This is a genomic window from Idiomarina aminovorans (genome assembly GCF_023155095.1).
Classification (GTDB): Bacteria; Pseudomonadota; Gammaproteobacteria; order Enterobacterales; family Alteromonadaceae; genus Idiomarina; species Idiomarina aminovorans.
Window position 1 is genome coordinate 258,905 of record NZ_JAKNDA010000002.1, and the last position, 14,984, is coordinate 273,888.

The following is a 14,984-nucleotide window of genomic DNA, read 5'->3' on the forward strand; positions in this document are numbered from 1 at the left end:
CAATGAAAAAAATAGCCTGGCAAAACATGAAATACATTATTGTCCTTGGCCTCGGAAAGACCGGGGTTTCGGTGCTGCGCTATCTACAAAACAAAAAACGACAGGACAAAAGCTTAAAAGATGTTCACATACGGGTGTTTGATTCGCGCAAGAACCCTCCTGGCCTTGACGAGGCAAAGCAAATACTGGGGGGTGCTGAGTTTCTGAATCGTCGCTGGCAGTTGGAAGATACCCTTGCCGCAGATTTAATCATTACCAGTCCGGGAATTGACTTAAGAGAAGAGTCTATTGTACTGGCACGCGATGCTGATATTCCGGTTATTGGTGATGTCGAATTGTTCGCGCAAGAAACAAAACTCCCAATAATTGCGGTAACCGGCTCTAACGGTAAATCTACGGTTACTCGTATGGTTGAGTTTATCGCCGCCCAATGTGGTAAAAGTGTGGTTGCGGCCGGCAATATTGGCTTACCGGTGCTGGAGTTATTGCAGCACAAAGACGAGCCTGATGCTGTGATGCTGGAACTTAGTAGTTTTCAGCTGGAATCGGTTGAAAGCTTAAAACTAAAAGCCGCAGCCTTAATGAATATTAGTGCTGACCACATGGACCGTTACAACAGTGTGGATGAGTACATAAAAGCAAAACAACGCATTTTCACTAACGCTAAAACCTGGGTGCTGAACCGGCAACAACAAGACACCTGGCCGCATCCTGTTACCGGTAAGCTAATGACCTTTGGCAGCGACTCGCACCCTCAGCACTTTGGTTTGCTCTCGGGTAATGTCGATCGTGTTAGTGGGCCTGTGGCGGTGACATCTCGCGGTAATGTAGTGTTAAGAGCTGACCAGTTACAACTACAGGGCATTCACAACCTGGTTAACCTGCAAGTAGCGCTGGCGTTGTGTGAGGCTATTGAAATTGATGTAAAACAAGCGGCTCATGCCGCCAAAGAATTTAAAGGCTTGCCTCATCGTTGCGAGTTGCTCAGTAATAACCACGGTGTTCTGTGGGTTAACGATTCAAAAGCAACCAATATTGGTGCCACTGCTGCTGCCGTTGAAGGTTTGCGGCCCATGGTTAGCGGACGCCTGCTGTTAATTGTCGGGGGCGTTGGCAAAGGCGCCGATTTCCGTGAACTACAGCCAACTCTGGAGCAAGTCGATATCCTGCTGACCATAGGTGAAGATGGCCCTCGTATTGGGCAATTATTTAGTGGTTCACGACAGGTTAAAAACTTACAGCAAGCGGTTGAGTTAGCATCATCTTTAGTTCAAACCGGCGACATGGTTGTGTTATCACCAGCCTGTGCAAGCTTCGACCAGTTTAAAAACTTTGAGCATCGTGGTGACAGTTTTCGTCAGGCAGTGGAGGCGAAAAATGTCGACCGTGCATGAAGAACAACTGAACCTGGAAATGCCGACTGCTGAAAGCCGCTGGCAACAATTGCTTAACTGGTTTCATCCTAAAACCAGCCAGCCGTTGTACGACAGGGTGTTGTTCACTCTGGCTATGTCGTTACTGGCATTTGGCTTTATTATGGTCACCTCGGCGTCGTTACCAACCGCCGAAAGACTGACAGGAAATCCATTTCACTTTGCGATTCGTCATGGCGTCTACATGGTCGTCAGTATGTTAGTGATGCTGGGAGCCTTACGCGTCCCCAGCGACACCTGGAATCGACATAGCGGAAAGTTATTGCTTGTTGGTTTGATGATGCTGTTATTGGTTCTGGTCATTGGACATGAAGTAAACGGTTCACAACGTTGGGTCAAAGTAGGGCCCATTACCTTTCAGGCGGCCGAAGTGGCGAAGGTATTTTTTTGCATCTATATGGCCAGCTATTTTTCCCGGCGCGAAGATGAAGTTCGGGAGGCGACGAAAGGTTTCATAAAACCCCTGGTGCTGCTGTTTGTCGCCTCGGTACTTCTGCTAATGCAGCCTGACTTCGGGACTGTGGTTGTGCTGTCAGCAACCACCGTAGCCATGTTGTTTCTGGCTGGTGCCAAGTTATGGCAGTTCTTTGCGGTGTTTATTACCTGCGTGCTGGCGCTTATTTTGCTGATCATTGTTGAACCTTACCGGATGCAGCGGCTACTTACCTTTTTAGAACCAGAGAAGGATCCTTTTGGATCTGGCTATCAGCTGATGCAATCTCTGATTGCTTTTGGTCAGGGACACTTAAGCGGTGCTGGTCTGGGTAACAGCATTCAGAAGTTGCAGTACCTGCCGGAAGCCCATACTGACTTTATTATGGCCGTGGTTGCCGAAGAGTTAGGTTTTATTGGCGTACTGGCGGTTATTGCAACCGTATTAATGCTGGTCTGGCGGGCACTGATTATTGGTCGTCGTTGCCTAATGCTTGAACAACGCTTTGGTGGTTACCTGGCCTATGGTATCGGCATCTGGTTCAGTATTCAGGCATTTGTGAATATTGGCGTCGCTTCAGGAGCACTGCCGACTAAAGGTTTAACCCTGCCGCTGGTGAGTTATGGCGGAAATAGTTTAATTGTTTCAGTGTTGTCTATTGGGTTACTACTGCGGATTGATCATGAGCGCAGGATGATTGGCCGTAAAGTGGCGCCTCGCGGAGGTGCCGAATGAGTCGCGTGTTGATAGCGGCAGCCGGTACTGGCGGGCATATTTTTCCGGCGTTGGCCGTTGCTGAGCAACTCAGGGACAACGGCTGGCAAGTTGATTGGCTGGGTACTCAGGAAGGGCGTCTGGAAAGCCGGGTTATCCCGGCGGCGGGCTTTCCGTTACACAGTATCAGTATGACGGGTGTGCGCGGCCATGGTCTGAAAAGAAAGTTGCTTATGCCATTAACCCTGGCGAAAGCGGTTTTGCAGTGCCGACGGTTATTGAAAGCGTTGCAACCTCAAGTGGTTGTCACCTTTGGTGGTTATGTCTGCGCTCCCATGGGGCTGGCGGCAAAACTCTGCGGCGTACCGCTAATGGTGCATGAACAAAATGCTGTACCGGGTATGACCACCGGCTTATTAGCATCCAGAGCGAATAAGGTGTTACTTGGGCTGCCGGTCGCTGTGCCACAGTGGCAGCAGTATGCGGTTGTTGGTAATCCGTTGCGCAAAGAGTTACTGGAACAAGCTGCCGGACAGCAAGACAATACAGAGATGGCCGGTGAACTCAATTTATTAGTGGTGGGTGGTAGTTTAGGCGCTCAGGTATTGAACGAAGCGGTGCCGGAAGCCGTCAAAGCACTAGCCGGTATAGAGCTTAATGTCGTGCATCAATGCGGTGTGGGTCGTGAAGCCACAACAGAACAGGCGTATGAGAAGGCCGGGGTGATTAAGAAACTGAGCGTCATCGAGTTTATTGAAGATATGGGTGAGGCTTTCAGTCGTGCTGATTTGGTCATTTGCCGTGCCGGTGCTTTAACGATTTCTGAGCTGGCAGTTATGGGTGTGGCGTCGATATTAGTACCTTTACCCCATGCGGTCGATGACCACCAAACCGCGAATGCGAAGGTTTTAGAAAATAGCGGGGCAGCAATTTTAGTACCACAGACTGAAGTAACCAACGGTGCCTTGAAACAACAGTTAAAAGGTTTATTGCATGACCGGCAACAACTATGGACAATGGCGCATTTTGCTCGCCGGAGTGCAATGCCGGAGGCAACGCAGCGACTGGTGAATGAATGTATGGAATATAAACAGGGCGATGACTAGCATGACCTCAACTAACGCACAGCCATTTACAATTGTGAACGTACCGGAAATGCGCCGGGTACAACGAATACATTTCGTTGGTATCGGCGGCGCTGGTATGGCGGGTATTGCGGAAGTTTTGTTGAATCAGGGCTATCAGATATCGGGTTCAGACATCGCCGAAAACGCCAATACTGAACGTTTACGCAGCCTAGGCGCGACAGTTGTGTTAGGCCATATGGCCAATAATATTGAAGGCGCCAGTGTGGTCGTAGTATCCAGCGCTATTAAAACCGATAACGCAGAGCTGTTGGCCTCACATCAGTTACGGGTGCCGGTGGTGCGCCGCGCCGAGATGCTGGCAGAGCTCATGCGGTTCCGTCACGGTATTGCGGTTGCCGGAACGCACGGTAAAACCACAACCACCTCTCTGGTTGCCAGTATTTTTGCTGAAGCCGACCGTGATCCAACCTTCGTTATCGGCGGTTTGCTCAATAGTGCCGGTTCTAATGCCCGTTTGGGCAATAGTAAATACTTGATTGCCGAAGCGGACGAGAGCGATGCCTCGTTTCTGCATTTGCAGCCTATGGTCGCAATAGTGACGAATATTGAAGCTGACCATATGGACACCTACGAAGGTGACTTTAATAAGTTATTAGACACCTACGTTGAGTTTCTGCATAACCTGCCCTTTTATGGTTTAGCGGTTATGTGCATTGATGACCCGGTGGTAACAGATTTAATACCTCGCATTGGTCGTCAGACAATGACTTACGGCTTTAGCGAAGCTGCAGACATTCAGGCTATTAATTATAAACAGACGGCCAGCGAAAGCTGTTTTACAATTTTGCGTAACGGTCTGCAACCGTTAGACGTCTGTCTTAACCTGCCGGGTAAGCACAATGTGCTGAATGCATTGGCCGCAGTAGCGGTAGCGACCGATGAAGGTATTAATGACGAAGCGATTCAATCGGCATTAAATAAATTTGAAGGGATTGGACGACGTTTTCAGCATTACGGAAACTTACCTTTACCGAATAACAAAGCGCAAGGCGAAGTAATGCTGGTTGATGATTACGGTCATCATCCATCTGAAGTTGCAGCGACTATTCAGGCGGCCCGGGAAGGTTGGCCAGAGAAGCGTCTGGTGATGGCATTTCAGCCACACCGTTATTCGCGGACGCGTGACTTGTACGAAGATTTCGTTAACGTGTTGTCGCAAGTCGATGTGTTGTTAATGCTTGAAGTTTACAGCGCAGGAGAAACGCCGGTAAGTGGTGCTGACAGCCGTTCCCTATGCCGTTCGATACGGCAGCGCGGGCAGATAGATCCTGTTTACGTGGCAACTGTCGAAGATATACCAGATGTTCTGGAATCGGTGTTAGCCGCCGATGATTTACTGTTGACTCAGGGCGCCGGAAACATCGGCGCACTGGCAAAAAATATTGCAGCAGAGGTGCTGAGCAATGAGCACTAATGGTTTTGGCAAAGTTGCAGTGATGCTGGGGGGTATTTCCGCTGAACGCGATGTGTCCCTGAAGTCAGGAATGGCGGTATTAAAAGGTCTGGTGGCTAAGGGTATTGATGCGCATGCGTTCGACCCGGCCGCGCATAACTTGCAGGAACTCGTGGACGATGGCTTCGAGCGGGTATTTATTGCTTTGCACGGACGTGGCGGCGAAGACGGCAGCATGCAGGGTGCATTGCAGACACTCGAGATGCCTTATACCGGCAGTGGCGTGCTGGGCTGTGCGCTGGGTATGGATAAAGTGCGTTGTAAGCAAATTTGGCACTCACTGGGGCTACCGACAGCTAACTGGCGGATGGTAACACAGGCAGATATAGAGCATGTGAATGCCAATACTCTGCTGCTGGAATTAGGCGGCCGGGTCATTGTAAAACCGGCCCGGGAAGGTTCCTCTATCGGCATGAGCCGGGCTGATAACGAACACAGCCTGGCAGCGGCGTTAAAGTACGCCGCAGAATTTGATGACGATATTTTAGTGGAACAGTGGATTGAAGGTGCGGAATACACTATTGGCATACTGGAAGGCCGTGCTTTGCCGGTTATCCGGCTACAGACGCCGCACGAATTTTATGACTTTGATGCCAAATATCAGGCAAATGATACCCAGTATCATTGTCCTGCAGGGCTCAGCGACGAGGACGAAGCTAAGCTTCGTGGTTTGGCTGAACGTGCATTTGCAGCAATAGGTGCCGATGGTTGGGGGCGTATTGATGTCATGCGCAACAGCCGGGGTGACTGGTTTCTGCTCGAAGCCAATACGGTTCCGGGGATGACGGAAAAAAGCCTGGTACCCATGGCGGCAAAAGCAGATGGGTTAAGTTTTAACGACTTGGTGGAGCGCATTTTAGCGCAAACACTGGAGCGCTGATGATGGCCGCTGAACAGCGCCTGCGCTCCGTCAATTTTTGGTCAGGTGTGATGGTATTATGCCTGACTATAGCGGGCGCACTGGTTGGTATCTACCAGTTAAACCGGGTGCTGACAGATGAACAGCAAGTGCCGTTAGCAGCATTAAATGTACAAGGCGAATTGCAGTATACCGGCAACGATGAAGTTCGGCAGGCGTTAACAGCCCAACCGCTGGGAAGCTTTTTTACGGCGGATGTCAATGACTTAAGGCGTCGGGTAGAGCAGTTGCGATGGGTACGAAAGGTATCCATTCGCAAAGTCTGGCCGGATAAATTATCGGTCTATGTGACGGAACATAAGCCGGTTGCCATGTGGAATGGAGACCGCCTGATAAACCAATACAGTGAGGTTTTCCGGGCTGATATTAAAAAAGTGGATGCCGGACTCCCACAGTTGTTTGGCCCGGAGAACGCTGTAAACGAAACTTGGGAAGAGTTTAACCGGGTGCAGCAAATGTTAGCGGTTAATGGTTTTCAGATAAGAGCTCTGAGGTTAACTGAACGGTTTGCGGTTAGCGTAGTATTGGCGCAGGGCATTGAAGTAAAATTGGGTCGTGAAGCGACATTAGAACGAATAAAACGGTTTATCGATGTGTTTCCCAGCATTGTTGAACACGAAAATAGTAAAAACAACGAAATCGATACTGTGGATTTACGATATGACACCGGGGCTGCAGTGGCCTGGCGTGAAGCAAAAAGTGAGAGTTAAAGGGTTATGCCGAAAACATCGGAGCACAATATGGTGGTAGGTCTCGATATAGGCACCAGCAAAATCACAGCACTAATCGGTGAGCTGCTGCCTGATAATGAGATCAGTGTTGTTGGCGTTGGTACAGCAACCTCGCGGGGTATGGATAAAGGTGGAGTGAATGACCTGAACCTGGTTGTACAGTCGGTCCAGCGCGCGATTGATGAAGCGGAGCTTATGGCTGATTGCCGTGTTGCGTCGGTGTACCTGAACATTTCCGGCCGTCATATTTCGTGCCAGAACGAGAGCGGCATGGTGCCGATTAATGAAGCGGAAGTGACGCAGGATGATGTCGACAACGTGATTCATGCCGCACAGTCAGTGCCTATTGCAAAAGAGCGCCGTATTTTGCACGTATTGCCGCAGGAATATGTCATTGATTCACAAGAAAGTATCCGTAGCCCCATTGGTATGTCGGGGGTTCGCATGGAATCGAAAGTGCATATTATTACCTGTGCTAACGACATGGCAAAAAACATTATTAAAGCGGTAGAGCGCTGCGGTCTGTCAATGGATAAACTGATTTTTTCGGCGCTGGCGTCAAGCATATCGGTGTTGACTGACGACGAGAAAGACCTAGGTGTTGCGCTGGTCGATTTAGGCGGCGGCACCATTGATATCTGCATTTATGCCGGTGGCGTATTGCGTCATACCGCGGTGATTCCCGCGGCGGGTAATCAGGTGACGAGTGATATTGCCAAGATATTCCGTACACCAACCAACCATGCGGAAGAGATTAAAACTAAGCATGCCTGTGCGCTGCGACAAATGGTCAGTATGGAAGACACTATTGAAGTGCCCTCGGTGGGTGGTCGCCCGTCACGGGTGATGTCGCGGCATACATTGGCTGAAGTGGTCGAGCCACGGTATCAGGAGTTGTTTGAACTGGTCAGGGATGAAATACAGCAAAGCGGGTTAGATGAACAAATTGCAGCCGGGGTGGTTATTACCGGTGGCAGCGCAAAGATGGAAGGATGCGTCGATTTTGCTGAAGAAATTTTTCAAATGCCGGTTCGTATCGGCGTTCCCTTGGGTATGAAAGGCCTGCGGGATTACGTCGAAGATCCGGTTTATGCCACAGCGGTGGGACTGTTACGGTATGGGCAGCAAGATGCCGCTGTGTCACAAAAAGAAAGTTCTAAAACTGACGTTATCGGACTCTGGCAAAAAGTGCAGAGTTGGTTCAAAGGTGAGTTTTAACTTGGGGTAGCACGTTAAAAGCAGGTAGGGAGAATTATTATGTTCGAACTGATGGACAATTACGAAAGCGAAGCCGTCATTAAGGTGATTGGCGTCGGTGGTGGTGGCGGCAACGCTGTCCAGCACATGGTTAAAGAGTCAATTGAAGGTGTGCAGTTTATTGCAGCCAATACCGATGCGCAGGCTCTGCGTAATCATACGGCGGATGTCACCATTCAATTAGGACAAGACATTACCAAAGGGCTTGGCGCCGGCGCTAACCCGGAAGTCGGTCGCCAGTCGGCAGAGGAAGATCGTGAAAACCTTCGGGTTCACTTAGAAGGTGCCGACATGGTCTTTATTGCCGCAGGCATGGGGGGCGGTACCGGTACCGGTGGCGCACCTGTGGTTGCAGAAGTTGCCAAAGAACTGGGTATTCTGACGGTTGCTGTGGTGACCAAGCCCTTCCCGTTTGAAGGGAAAAAGCGCATGGCTGTAGCAGAGGAAGGCATTAACGCCCTGGCACAAAGTGTCGACTCGTTAATTACCATTCCAAACGAGAAACTGTTGAAGGTTATGGGTCGTGGTACCAGCTTGCTGGATGCCTTTAGTGCGGCAAACAATGTGTTATTGGGGGCGGTGCAAGGTATTGCCGAGCTGATTACCCGTCCGGGTCTTATCAACGTCGACTTTGCTGACGTTCGCGCTGTTATGAAGGAAATGGGTACCGCCATGATGGGTACTGGTGTTGCCAGCGGTGAAGACCGTGCGCAGGAAGCTGCTGAAATGGCGATTAACAGTCCGTTACTGGAAGACATCGACTTATCGGGTGCTCGTGGTGTACTGATTAACGTGACAGCGGGTATGGACATGAGTATTGAAGAACTGGACACCGTGGGTAATACGGTTAAAGCCTTTGCTTCCGATAATGCCACCGTAATTGTTGGTACGGTTATTGATACGGAAATGTCTGACGAGTTGCGTGTGACTGTTGTTGCTACAGGCATCGGTGCTGAGCGCAAACCGGATATCTCGTTGGTTAATAATACCAGTCAGGCAGCGCCTAAACGTGAACCGCAATCTGCGTACCGTAGCGATATTGATCGCAGTGCTGCTGCACCTCGTTACGAAGAGCAGGAAGAGGTGCATTCAGAACCAAAAGCGGAACCAAAACGCCAACCTGCTACCAAAGCTAAGCAGGATAAAGAACTCGATTACCTCGATATTCCGGCGTTTTTGCGAAAACAGGTCGACTAAATTTAGCGTAACACTGTGTAAATATGCATAAAATTTGATCGAACCATGACAAATGTCGTATAATGTATGGCTGCATTGGTTTTAGACCATTGCGAACCGCATAGAAAAAGTAGGTGAACAAGTACCATGATTAAGCAACGTACATTACAGCAAGCAATATCAACCACGGGTGTTGGGCTGCACAAAGGCAATAAAGTCAATCTGACTTTGCGCCCTGCGCCGGCTAATACCGGTTTGATATTCCGTCGTGTGGACCTTGAACCTGTGGTGGATATTCCAGCACGGGCAGACTGGGTGCGTGATACGCAGCTGTGTACTTGTCTTATCAATGAGGAAAACGTTCGCATTTCTACCGTCGAGCATTTGCTCGCTGCGCTGGCCGGCGTTGGCATTGATAATGCGGTTATTGAAGTTGACTCGCATGAAATTCCAATTATGGACGGCAGCTCGCACCCGTTTGTTTACCTGCTTCAAAGCGCGGGTATTGAAGAGCAGTCAGCAGCCAAAAAGTTCATCCGGATCAAACAGCCGGTACGTGTCGAAGACGGTGATAAGTGGGCGGAACTGCTACCCCACGATGGTTTCCGTATCGACTTTGCTATCGACTTTGAACACCCGGCTATTGCAGACACAGGGCAAACCGTTAGTATCGATTTTAGTGCTAGTGCTAGTGCTTTTATCAAAGAAATCAGTCGTGCCCGTACTTTTGGTTTCGTGAAAGACATTGAGTTTTTACGGAAAAACAATTTGGCGCTGGGCGGTAGTTTTGATAACGCCGTTGTGCTGGATGAGTTCCGTATTCTGAACAGTGACGGCTTACGTTACGACGATGAATTCGTAAAACACAAAATGTTAGATGCTATTGGTGACTTGTACATGGGCGGGCACAGTATCCTGGGTCACTTGCGTGCTTACAAATCCGGGCATGCGTTGAATAATCAATTACTGCAGGCTTTATTAGCGCAAGAATCGGCCTGGGAATTTGTAACCTTTGATGGTGAAAAGGAAAAAGCCCCTATCGCTTTTTGGTCGCCTGCTACCATCACCGCTTAATCTTTGTCGTTGGCGGTAAACTTTGCCGCCAACGCTTTTAACTCCGACTTCAAGGGTTCATCACACCCTTCTGCCATTGTTAATAATCGCTCGGCACTCCCCGAAGCCTTCTGAGTTGTAACACTTTTGCGAAAACTGTTCATAGACGGAGACACCTTTATCGAAAGGCTGTGCACCGGCACCGTCGCATTGTGGCGAAAATGCGTTATAATGGCTGTTTGCTGAAGTTTTAGCCGGGTCGCCCAGCTGCCGTTATCTACCTGAATGATCATTTGACCATCACGGATATTCAGTAATTGGCAGTGTTGACAGGTGTTTTTATCAACGCATTGTTGAAACAATTGTTGCCAATGCGAGAGTTGGGCGGCAAACTGTGCATAATGTTGTAATGTTGATGACAATGTTTTTTGACCGGAACGAAGCCATTCTGATGGTGTTTTCGGGTGTCGCGACATAGTTGCGTAGTAGGCAAATTATAAGAGAGTTCAGATGAGTTTATCAGTCTTTTATCGAGGCTCCAAAATACGTTTTCGTATTCGGTTAAGTCGACGTCGGTTTTTCTCCTTTGTCGGCATTGCAGCCTTTATTGGACTTGCAACCTGGCAGCCATGGCAGTATCAGGGTATCGATCCCGCACTGGCTCAGAATAAGATAACCCAAGAACAAAAAAAGCTCGCCCTGCAGCAGCAGGCACTTAAAGGGCTGAAAGAAGATACTCAGAAAAGACTCGGTGCTATGACTGTTTATCTGGGCGAATTAAGGGCTCAGATGCGTCGTCTGGATGCTTTGGGTGAACGTTTAGCTGGCGTTGCTAACCTTGATAACGGCGAGTTCAATTTTAATCAGGATCTGCCTTTAGGTGGACCAGAGATAAAAGTCGCGGAACTTCCGCATAGCTCGGGTACGGATGTCATTACCGAAATCGAAAATATGTTGTCGCAAATCTCTGACAAACAAAAACAGCTATCGCTACTTGAATCTGTAATGATGAATCACCAACTTACTAATGATGCGTATATTGCGGGTCGTCCAATCTCAGATGGTTGGTTGTCTTCGCAATACGGTGTTCGCAAAGACCCTTTTAATGGCACACCTGCCATGCATAAGGGTTTAGACTTTGCCAGTTATAATGAAGACGTCAAAATTATTGCGACCGGCGCAGGGGTTGTAACCTGGGCCGGTGATCGATATGGCTATGGTAAGTTGATTGAAATTGATCACGGTGGCGGTCTAAAAACCCGCTATGGGCATAATGATGAAATCTTGGTTTCAGTGGGTGATGTCGTTACCCGAGGCCAACAAATATCTGAAATGGGAAGCACGGGTCGTTCAACCGGTCCGCATGTGCATTACGAAGTTTTGCGTAACGGCCGTCAAATTGACCCTAATCAATTCGTGTATCGTAAAGCCGACTCAAAATAACTGGGTAAATTAATTAGAACGTAGGCGGTACTCCGGTACCGCTTTTGTTGTTCAGGAAAGTAACACAGGATAAAAGAATCTCATGCTAGGCAGTCTGTTTCGAAAAGTATTTGGTAGTCGCAACGATCGCATTCTCAAACCCATGCAAAAAGACGCTGAGCGAATCAATTCGCTTGAACCCGAGTTTGAAGCCTTGAGTGATGCCGAGCTGAAAGAGAAAACCACCGAATTTCGTAAGCGCCTGAACCACGGCGAACACATTGAAAAAATCTTACCCGAAGCCTTTGCAACAGTGCGTGAAGCCAGTAAGCGTGTATTTGGCATGCGCCATTTTGACGTACAGCTTATTGGCGGTATGGTGCTGAACGACAATCGCATCGCCGAAATGAAAACGGGGGAAGGTAAAACTCTGACGGCAACCTTAGCGGCGTACTTGAATGCTTTACCGGGTAAAGGTGTTCACATTATTACGGTAAATGATTATCTGGCAAAGCGTGATGCTGAGTTTAACCAGCCTTTATTCGATTTCCTTGGATTAACCGTTGCTTTTAATATTCCGGGCATGGCTCCGGAAGATAAAAAGGCGGCTTATCAGGCGGATATTACCTACGGTACTAATAACGAATTTGGTTTTGATTACCTGCGCGACAATATGGCTTTTGCACCACAAGACAGAGTTCAGCGCGAACTCAATTACGCTTTGGTGGATGAGGTTGACTCAATTCTGATTGATGAAGCACGAACGCCACTCATTATTTCCGGACCGGCCGAAGACAGCTCTGAAATGTACCGCAAAATGAATGAGCTGGTTCCGCAATTGGTACGTCAGGAAAAAGAAGACACAGAAGAAGAGAAAGGTGACGGCGATTTCACCATTGATGAAAAAGCCAAACAGCTGCATCTTACCGAGCATGGGCAGGAGCATATCGAAGATCTACTGAAAGAAAAAAGTATGCTTGACGATGATGACTCGCTTTACTCAGCGGCTAATATCATTTTATTACACCACATTAATGCTGCCTTACGTGCTCATCACCTGTTCCAAAAAGATGTCGACTACATTATTAAAGACGACAAGATCGTTATCGTTGACGAGCATACCGGCCGTACCATGGAGGGTCGTCGTTGGTCAGAAGGCTTGCACCAGGCGGTAGAAGCCAAAGAAGGCGTGCCAATTCAGAACGAAAACCAGACGCTGGCATCCATTACCTTCCAGAACTATTTCCGTTTGTACAACAAACTGGCCGGTATGACCGGTACCGCCGATACTGAAGCCTTTGAGTTCCAGTCGATTTACGGTCTCGAAACCATTGTCCTGCCAACCAATAAACCCATGGTTCGGGATGACAGAGCCGATCTTATTTACCTGACAACCTTAGAAAAGTACGAGGCAATAGCCGAAGATATAGAAGAATGCCGTAAGCAGAAGCGTCCGGTACTGGTCGGTACGGTCTCTATCGAAAATTCTGAATTGTTGTCGCAGTTGCTGAAGAAAAAGAAAATCCCTCATGCAGTATTGAATGCGAAGTTCCACGAGCACGAAGCGGATATTATCGCTCAGGCGGGTCGTCCGGGAACCGTTACCATTGCCACCAACATGGCCGGTCGTGGTACCGATATCGTGTTAGGCGGGAGCTGGATGACCGAAGTTGAAAAACTGGAAGAGCCATCAAACGATAAAATAGAGAAAATAAAGCAGGACTGGCAGAAGTTGCACGACGCTGTTATTGAAGCCGGTGGCTTGCATATTATTGGTACCGAGCGCCATGAGTCACGCCGTATCGATAACCAGTTACGTGGTCGTTCCGGTCGTCAGGGTGACCCGGGCTCTTCGCGTTTTTATCTGTCGCTGGAAGATCCGCTGATGCGTATTTTCGCTTCAGATCGTATGACAACCATGATGAAGCGCCTCGGCATGAAAGAAGGTGAATCTATAGAGCACCCTTGGGTGACTCGCGCCATTGAAAACGCGCAGCGTAAGGTTGAAGGGCGTAACTTTGATGTGCGTAAACAACTGCTCGAATATGATGACGTAGCTAATGATCAGCGCAGTGTTGTTTACGAACAACGTAATGAACTGCTCGACGAAGGTGATATCTCTGAAACCGTTGTTGCTATTCGTGAAGATGTTATTAACAGTGTTATTAGCGAGTACGTTCCGCCTCAGTCTTTAGCTGAGCTATGGGAATTAAAAGCTCTGGAAGAACGTCTTCGTGGCGATTTCCATATCGAATTGCCATTACAGCAATGGCTGGATGATGAAGAGCATTTCCATGAAGAAGTTTTGCGTGAACGGGTACTGGAAGAGCTGGTGAAGTCCTATCAGGAAAAAGAAGAGATGGTAGGCCCGGAAGTATTACGGCGCTTTGAAAAATCCATTATGTTGCAAAGTCTTGATCAGCATTGGAAAGAGCATTTGGCTTCGATGGATCACCTGCGTCAGGGAATTCATTTACGCGGCTACGCGCAGAAAAACCCGAAACAAGAGTATAAAAAAGAAGCCTTTACACTCTTTACCGAGATGCTGGAAGCTTTAAAACTGGATGTGGTGACTATTCTGAGCAAGGTCAAAGTCCGTGCCCAGGAAGATGTCGATGCCGTTGACGAACAACGCAAGGCTGCCGATAGCGCACCTCGTGAATTTCGTCATGAACAAAACAGCCCGGCGGCTGAAGAACCACAGCAAGAAGCTGCTGAATCAAAGGGGCAGCCAGTTCGTAAAGGCGGAAAAGTGGGCCGTAATGAACCTTGTCCTTGTGGGTCAGGGAAAAAATACAAACATTGTCACGGTAAACTGTAGGTTACTATGAAAACCGAAAAATCGCCTGCTGTACATGTTGCAGTAGGCGTGATTGAAAATGAGCAGGGTGAGATTTTTATCGCCCAGCGTCATCCTGAACAGCATCAGGGTGGAAAGTGGGAATTTCCCGGCGGTAAAGTCGAGCCGGACGAGAGCGTCCAACAGGCATTACAGCGTGAACTGAAAGAAGAGTGCGGTATTGATGTTACCGATATGGCGCCGTTAACGGTGATTGAACATCAGTATAAAGACAAACGTGTTTTACTGGATGTCTGGTGGGTGCTTTCTTACGATGGTGAAGCGCGTCAGCTGGAAGGGCAAGATTGGTGCTGGGTTGATAAAAACCAACTGGATGCGTTCCAGTTTCCTGAAGCCAATCAACCCATTGTCGAGTGCATTATGCAGTCGCTAAACGCTTACTAAA

13 protein-coding genes are annotated in these 14,984 nt (G+C 48.6%); 12 read left to right on the top strand and 1 reads right to left on the bottom strand.

Going from position 1 to position 14,984, the window contains the following annotated elements:
* The first annotated feature begins 2 nt into the window (after positions 1–2).
* The 9 genes from murD to lpxC all read left to right on the top strand — a co-directional run bounded on the left by murD (position 3) and on the right by lpxC (position 10,338).
* Positions 3–1,394: a UDP-N-acetylmuramoyl-L-alanine--D-glutamate ligase gene (gene murD, locus L8G48_RS05365; RefSeq protein ID WP_248263574.1), complete on the top strand. Its 1,392-nt coding sequence runs from the start codon at positions 3–5 to the stop codon at positions 1,392–1,394.
* Positions 1,378–2,601 carry a putative lipid II flippase FtsW gene (ftsW, locus tag L8G48_RS05370; RefSeq protein ID WP_248263575.1) on the top strand — a complete coding sequence of 408 codons (1,224 nt, stop codon included), beginning with the start codon at positions 1,378–1,380 and terminating at the stop codon, positions 2,599–2,601. Before murD ends, ftsW begins: the two co-directional genes overlap by 17 nt.
* Complete coding sequence (gene murG / locus L8G48_RS05375) at positions 2,598–3,686, top strand: undecaprenyldiphospho-muramoylpentapeptide beta-N-acetylglucosaminyltransferase (protein ID WP_248263576.1); 1,089 nt, start codon at positions 2,598–2,600, stop codon at positions 3,684–3,686. The genes ftsW and murG overlap by 4 nt, the downstream gene beginning before the upstream one ends.
* Positions 3,679–5,142, top strand: a complete 1,464-nt coding sequence (murC, locus tag L8G48_RS05380) for a UDP-N-acetylmuramate--L-alanine ligase (RefSeq protein ID WP_248263577.1) — start codon at positions 3,679–3,681, stop codon at positions 5,140–5,142. Before murG ends, murC begins: the two co-directional genes overlap by 8 nt.
* Positions 5,132–6,061 carry a D-alanine--D-alanine ligase gene (locus tag L8G48_RS05385; RefSeq protein ID WP_248263578.1) on the top strand — a complete coding sequence of 310 codons (930 nt, stop codon included), beginning with the start codon at positions 5,132–5,134 and terminating at the stop codon, positions 6,059–6,061. The genes murC and L8G48_RS05385 overlap by 11 nt, the downstream gene beginning before the upstream one ends.
* A complete protein-coding gene (locus L8G48_RS05390; protein WP_248263579.1) occupies positions 6,061–6,810 on the top strand; it encodes a cell division protein FtsQ/DivIB in 750 nt (249 codons plus the stop codon). The genes L8G48_RS05385 and L8G48_RS05390 overlap by 1 nt, the downstream gene beginning before the upstream one ends.
* A gap of 6 nt (positions 6,811–6,816) precedes the next feature.
* Positions 6,817–8,049 (top strand): cell division protein FtsA, encoded by a 1,233-nt coding sequence (gene ftsA / locus L8G48_RS05395; RefSeq protein WP_248263580.1) that lies wholly within the window; start codon positions 6,817–6,819, stop codon positions 8,047–8,049.
* A gap of 39 nt (positions 8,050–8,088) precedes the next feature.
* Positions 8,089–9,285: a cell division protein FtsZ gene (ftsZ, locus tag L8G48_RS05400; protein WP_248263581.1), complete on the top strand. Its 1,197-nt coding sequence runs from the start codon at positions 8,089–8,091 to the stop codon at positions 9,283–9,285.
* 126 nt (positions 9,286–9,411) lie between these two features.
* On the top strand, positions 9,412–10,338 hold the full coding sequence (gene lpxC, locus L8G48_RS05405; protein ID WP_248263582.1) for a UDP-3-O-acyl-N-acetylglucosamine deacetylase: 927 nt from the start codon (positions 9,412–9,414) through the stop codon (positions 10,336–10,338).
* On the opposite strand, the gene L8G48_RS05410 is transcribed toward lpxC, so the two are convergent.
* A complete protein-coding gene (locus tag L8G48_RS05410; protein WP_248263583.1) occupies positions 10,335–10,793 on the bottom strand; it encodes a DUF721 domain-containing protein in 459 nt (152 codons plus the stop codon). The genes lpxC and L8G48_RS05410 overlap by 4 nt on opposite strands.
* A gap of 34 nt (positions 10,794–10,827) precedes the next feature.
* Here L8G48_RS05410 and L8G48_RS05415 point away from each other — a divergent pair, with 34 nt between their 5' ends.
* The 3 genes from L8G48_RS05415 to mutT all read left to right on the top strand — a co-directional run bounded on the left by L8G48_RS05415 (position 10,828) and on the right by mutT (position 14,983).
* The gene (locus L8G48_RS05415; RefSeq protein WP_248263584.1) at positions 10,828–11,760 is read left to right on the top strand and encodes a M23 family metallopeptidase; all 933 of its coding nucleotides are present in this window, start codon (positions 10,828–10,830) and stop codon (positions 11,758–11,760) included.
* Positions 11,761–11,842: 82 nt separating this feature from the next.
* On the top strand, positions 11,843–14,560 hold the full coding sequence (gene secA / locus L8G48_RS05420; RefSeq protein ID WP_248263585.1) for a preprotein translocase subunit SecA: 2,718 nt from the start codon (positions 11,843–11,845) through the stop codon (positions 14,558–14,560).
* Positions 14,561–14,566: 6 nt separating this feature from the next.
* Positions 14,567–14,983, top strand: a complete 417-nt coding sequence (mutT, locus tag L8G48_RS05425) for an 8-oxo-dGTP diphosphatase MutT (protein WP_248263586.1) — start codon at positions 14,567–14,569, stop codon at positions 14,981–14,983.
* Position 14,984 lies beyond the last annotated feature (1 nt).

Coding starts and splice junctions, on each gene's coding strand:
- lpxC (WP_248263582.1), top strand. CDS start 9,412: ATGATTAAGCAACGTACATTACAGCAAGCAATATCAACCACGGGTGTT.
- ftsA (WP_248263580.1), top strand. CDS start 6,817: ATGCCGAAAACATCGGAGCACAATATGGTGGTAGGTCTCGATATAGGC.
- L8G48_RS05415 (WP_248263584.1), top strand. CDS start 10,828: ATGAGTTTATCAGTCTTTTATCGAGGCTCCAAAATACGTTTTCGTATT.
- murG (WP_248263576.1), top strand. CDS start 2,598: ATGAGTCGCGTGTTGATAGCGGCAGCCGGTACTGGCGGGCATATTTTT.
- secA (WP_248263585.1), top strand. CDS start 11,843: ATGCTAGGCAGTCTGTTTCGAAAAGTATTTGGTAGTCGCAACGATCGC.
- murD (WP_248263574.1), top strand. CDS start 3: ATGAAAAAAATAGCCTGGCAAAACATGAAATACATTATTGTCCTTGGC.
- ftsW (WP_248263575.1), top strand. CDS start 1,378: ATGTCGACCGTGCATGAAGAACAACTGAACCTGGAAATGCCGACTGCT.
- murC (WP_248263577.1), top strand. CDS start 3,679: ATGACTAGCATGACCTCAACTAACGCACAGCCATTTACAATTGTGAAC.
- L8G48_RS05385 (WP_248263578.1), top strand. CDS start 5,132: ATGAGCACTAATGGTTTTGGCAAAGTTGCAGTGATGCTGGGGGGTATT.
- ftsZ (WP_248263581.1), top strand. CDS start 8,089: ATGTTCGAACTGATGGACAATTACGAAAGCGAAGCCGTCATTAAGGTG.
- mutT (WP_248263586.1), top strand. CDS start 14,567: ATGAAAACCGAAAAATCGCCTGCTGTACATGTTGCAGTAGGCGTGATT.
- L8G48_RS05390 (WP_248263579.1), top strand. CDS start 6,061: ATGATGGCCGCTGAACAGCGCCTGCGCTCCGTCAATTTTTGGTCAGGT.
- L8G48_RS05410 (WP_248263583.1), bottom strand. CDS start 10,793: ATGTCGCGACACCCGAAAACACCATCAGAATGGCTTCGTTCCGGTCAA.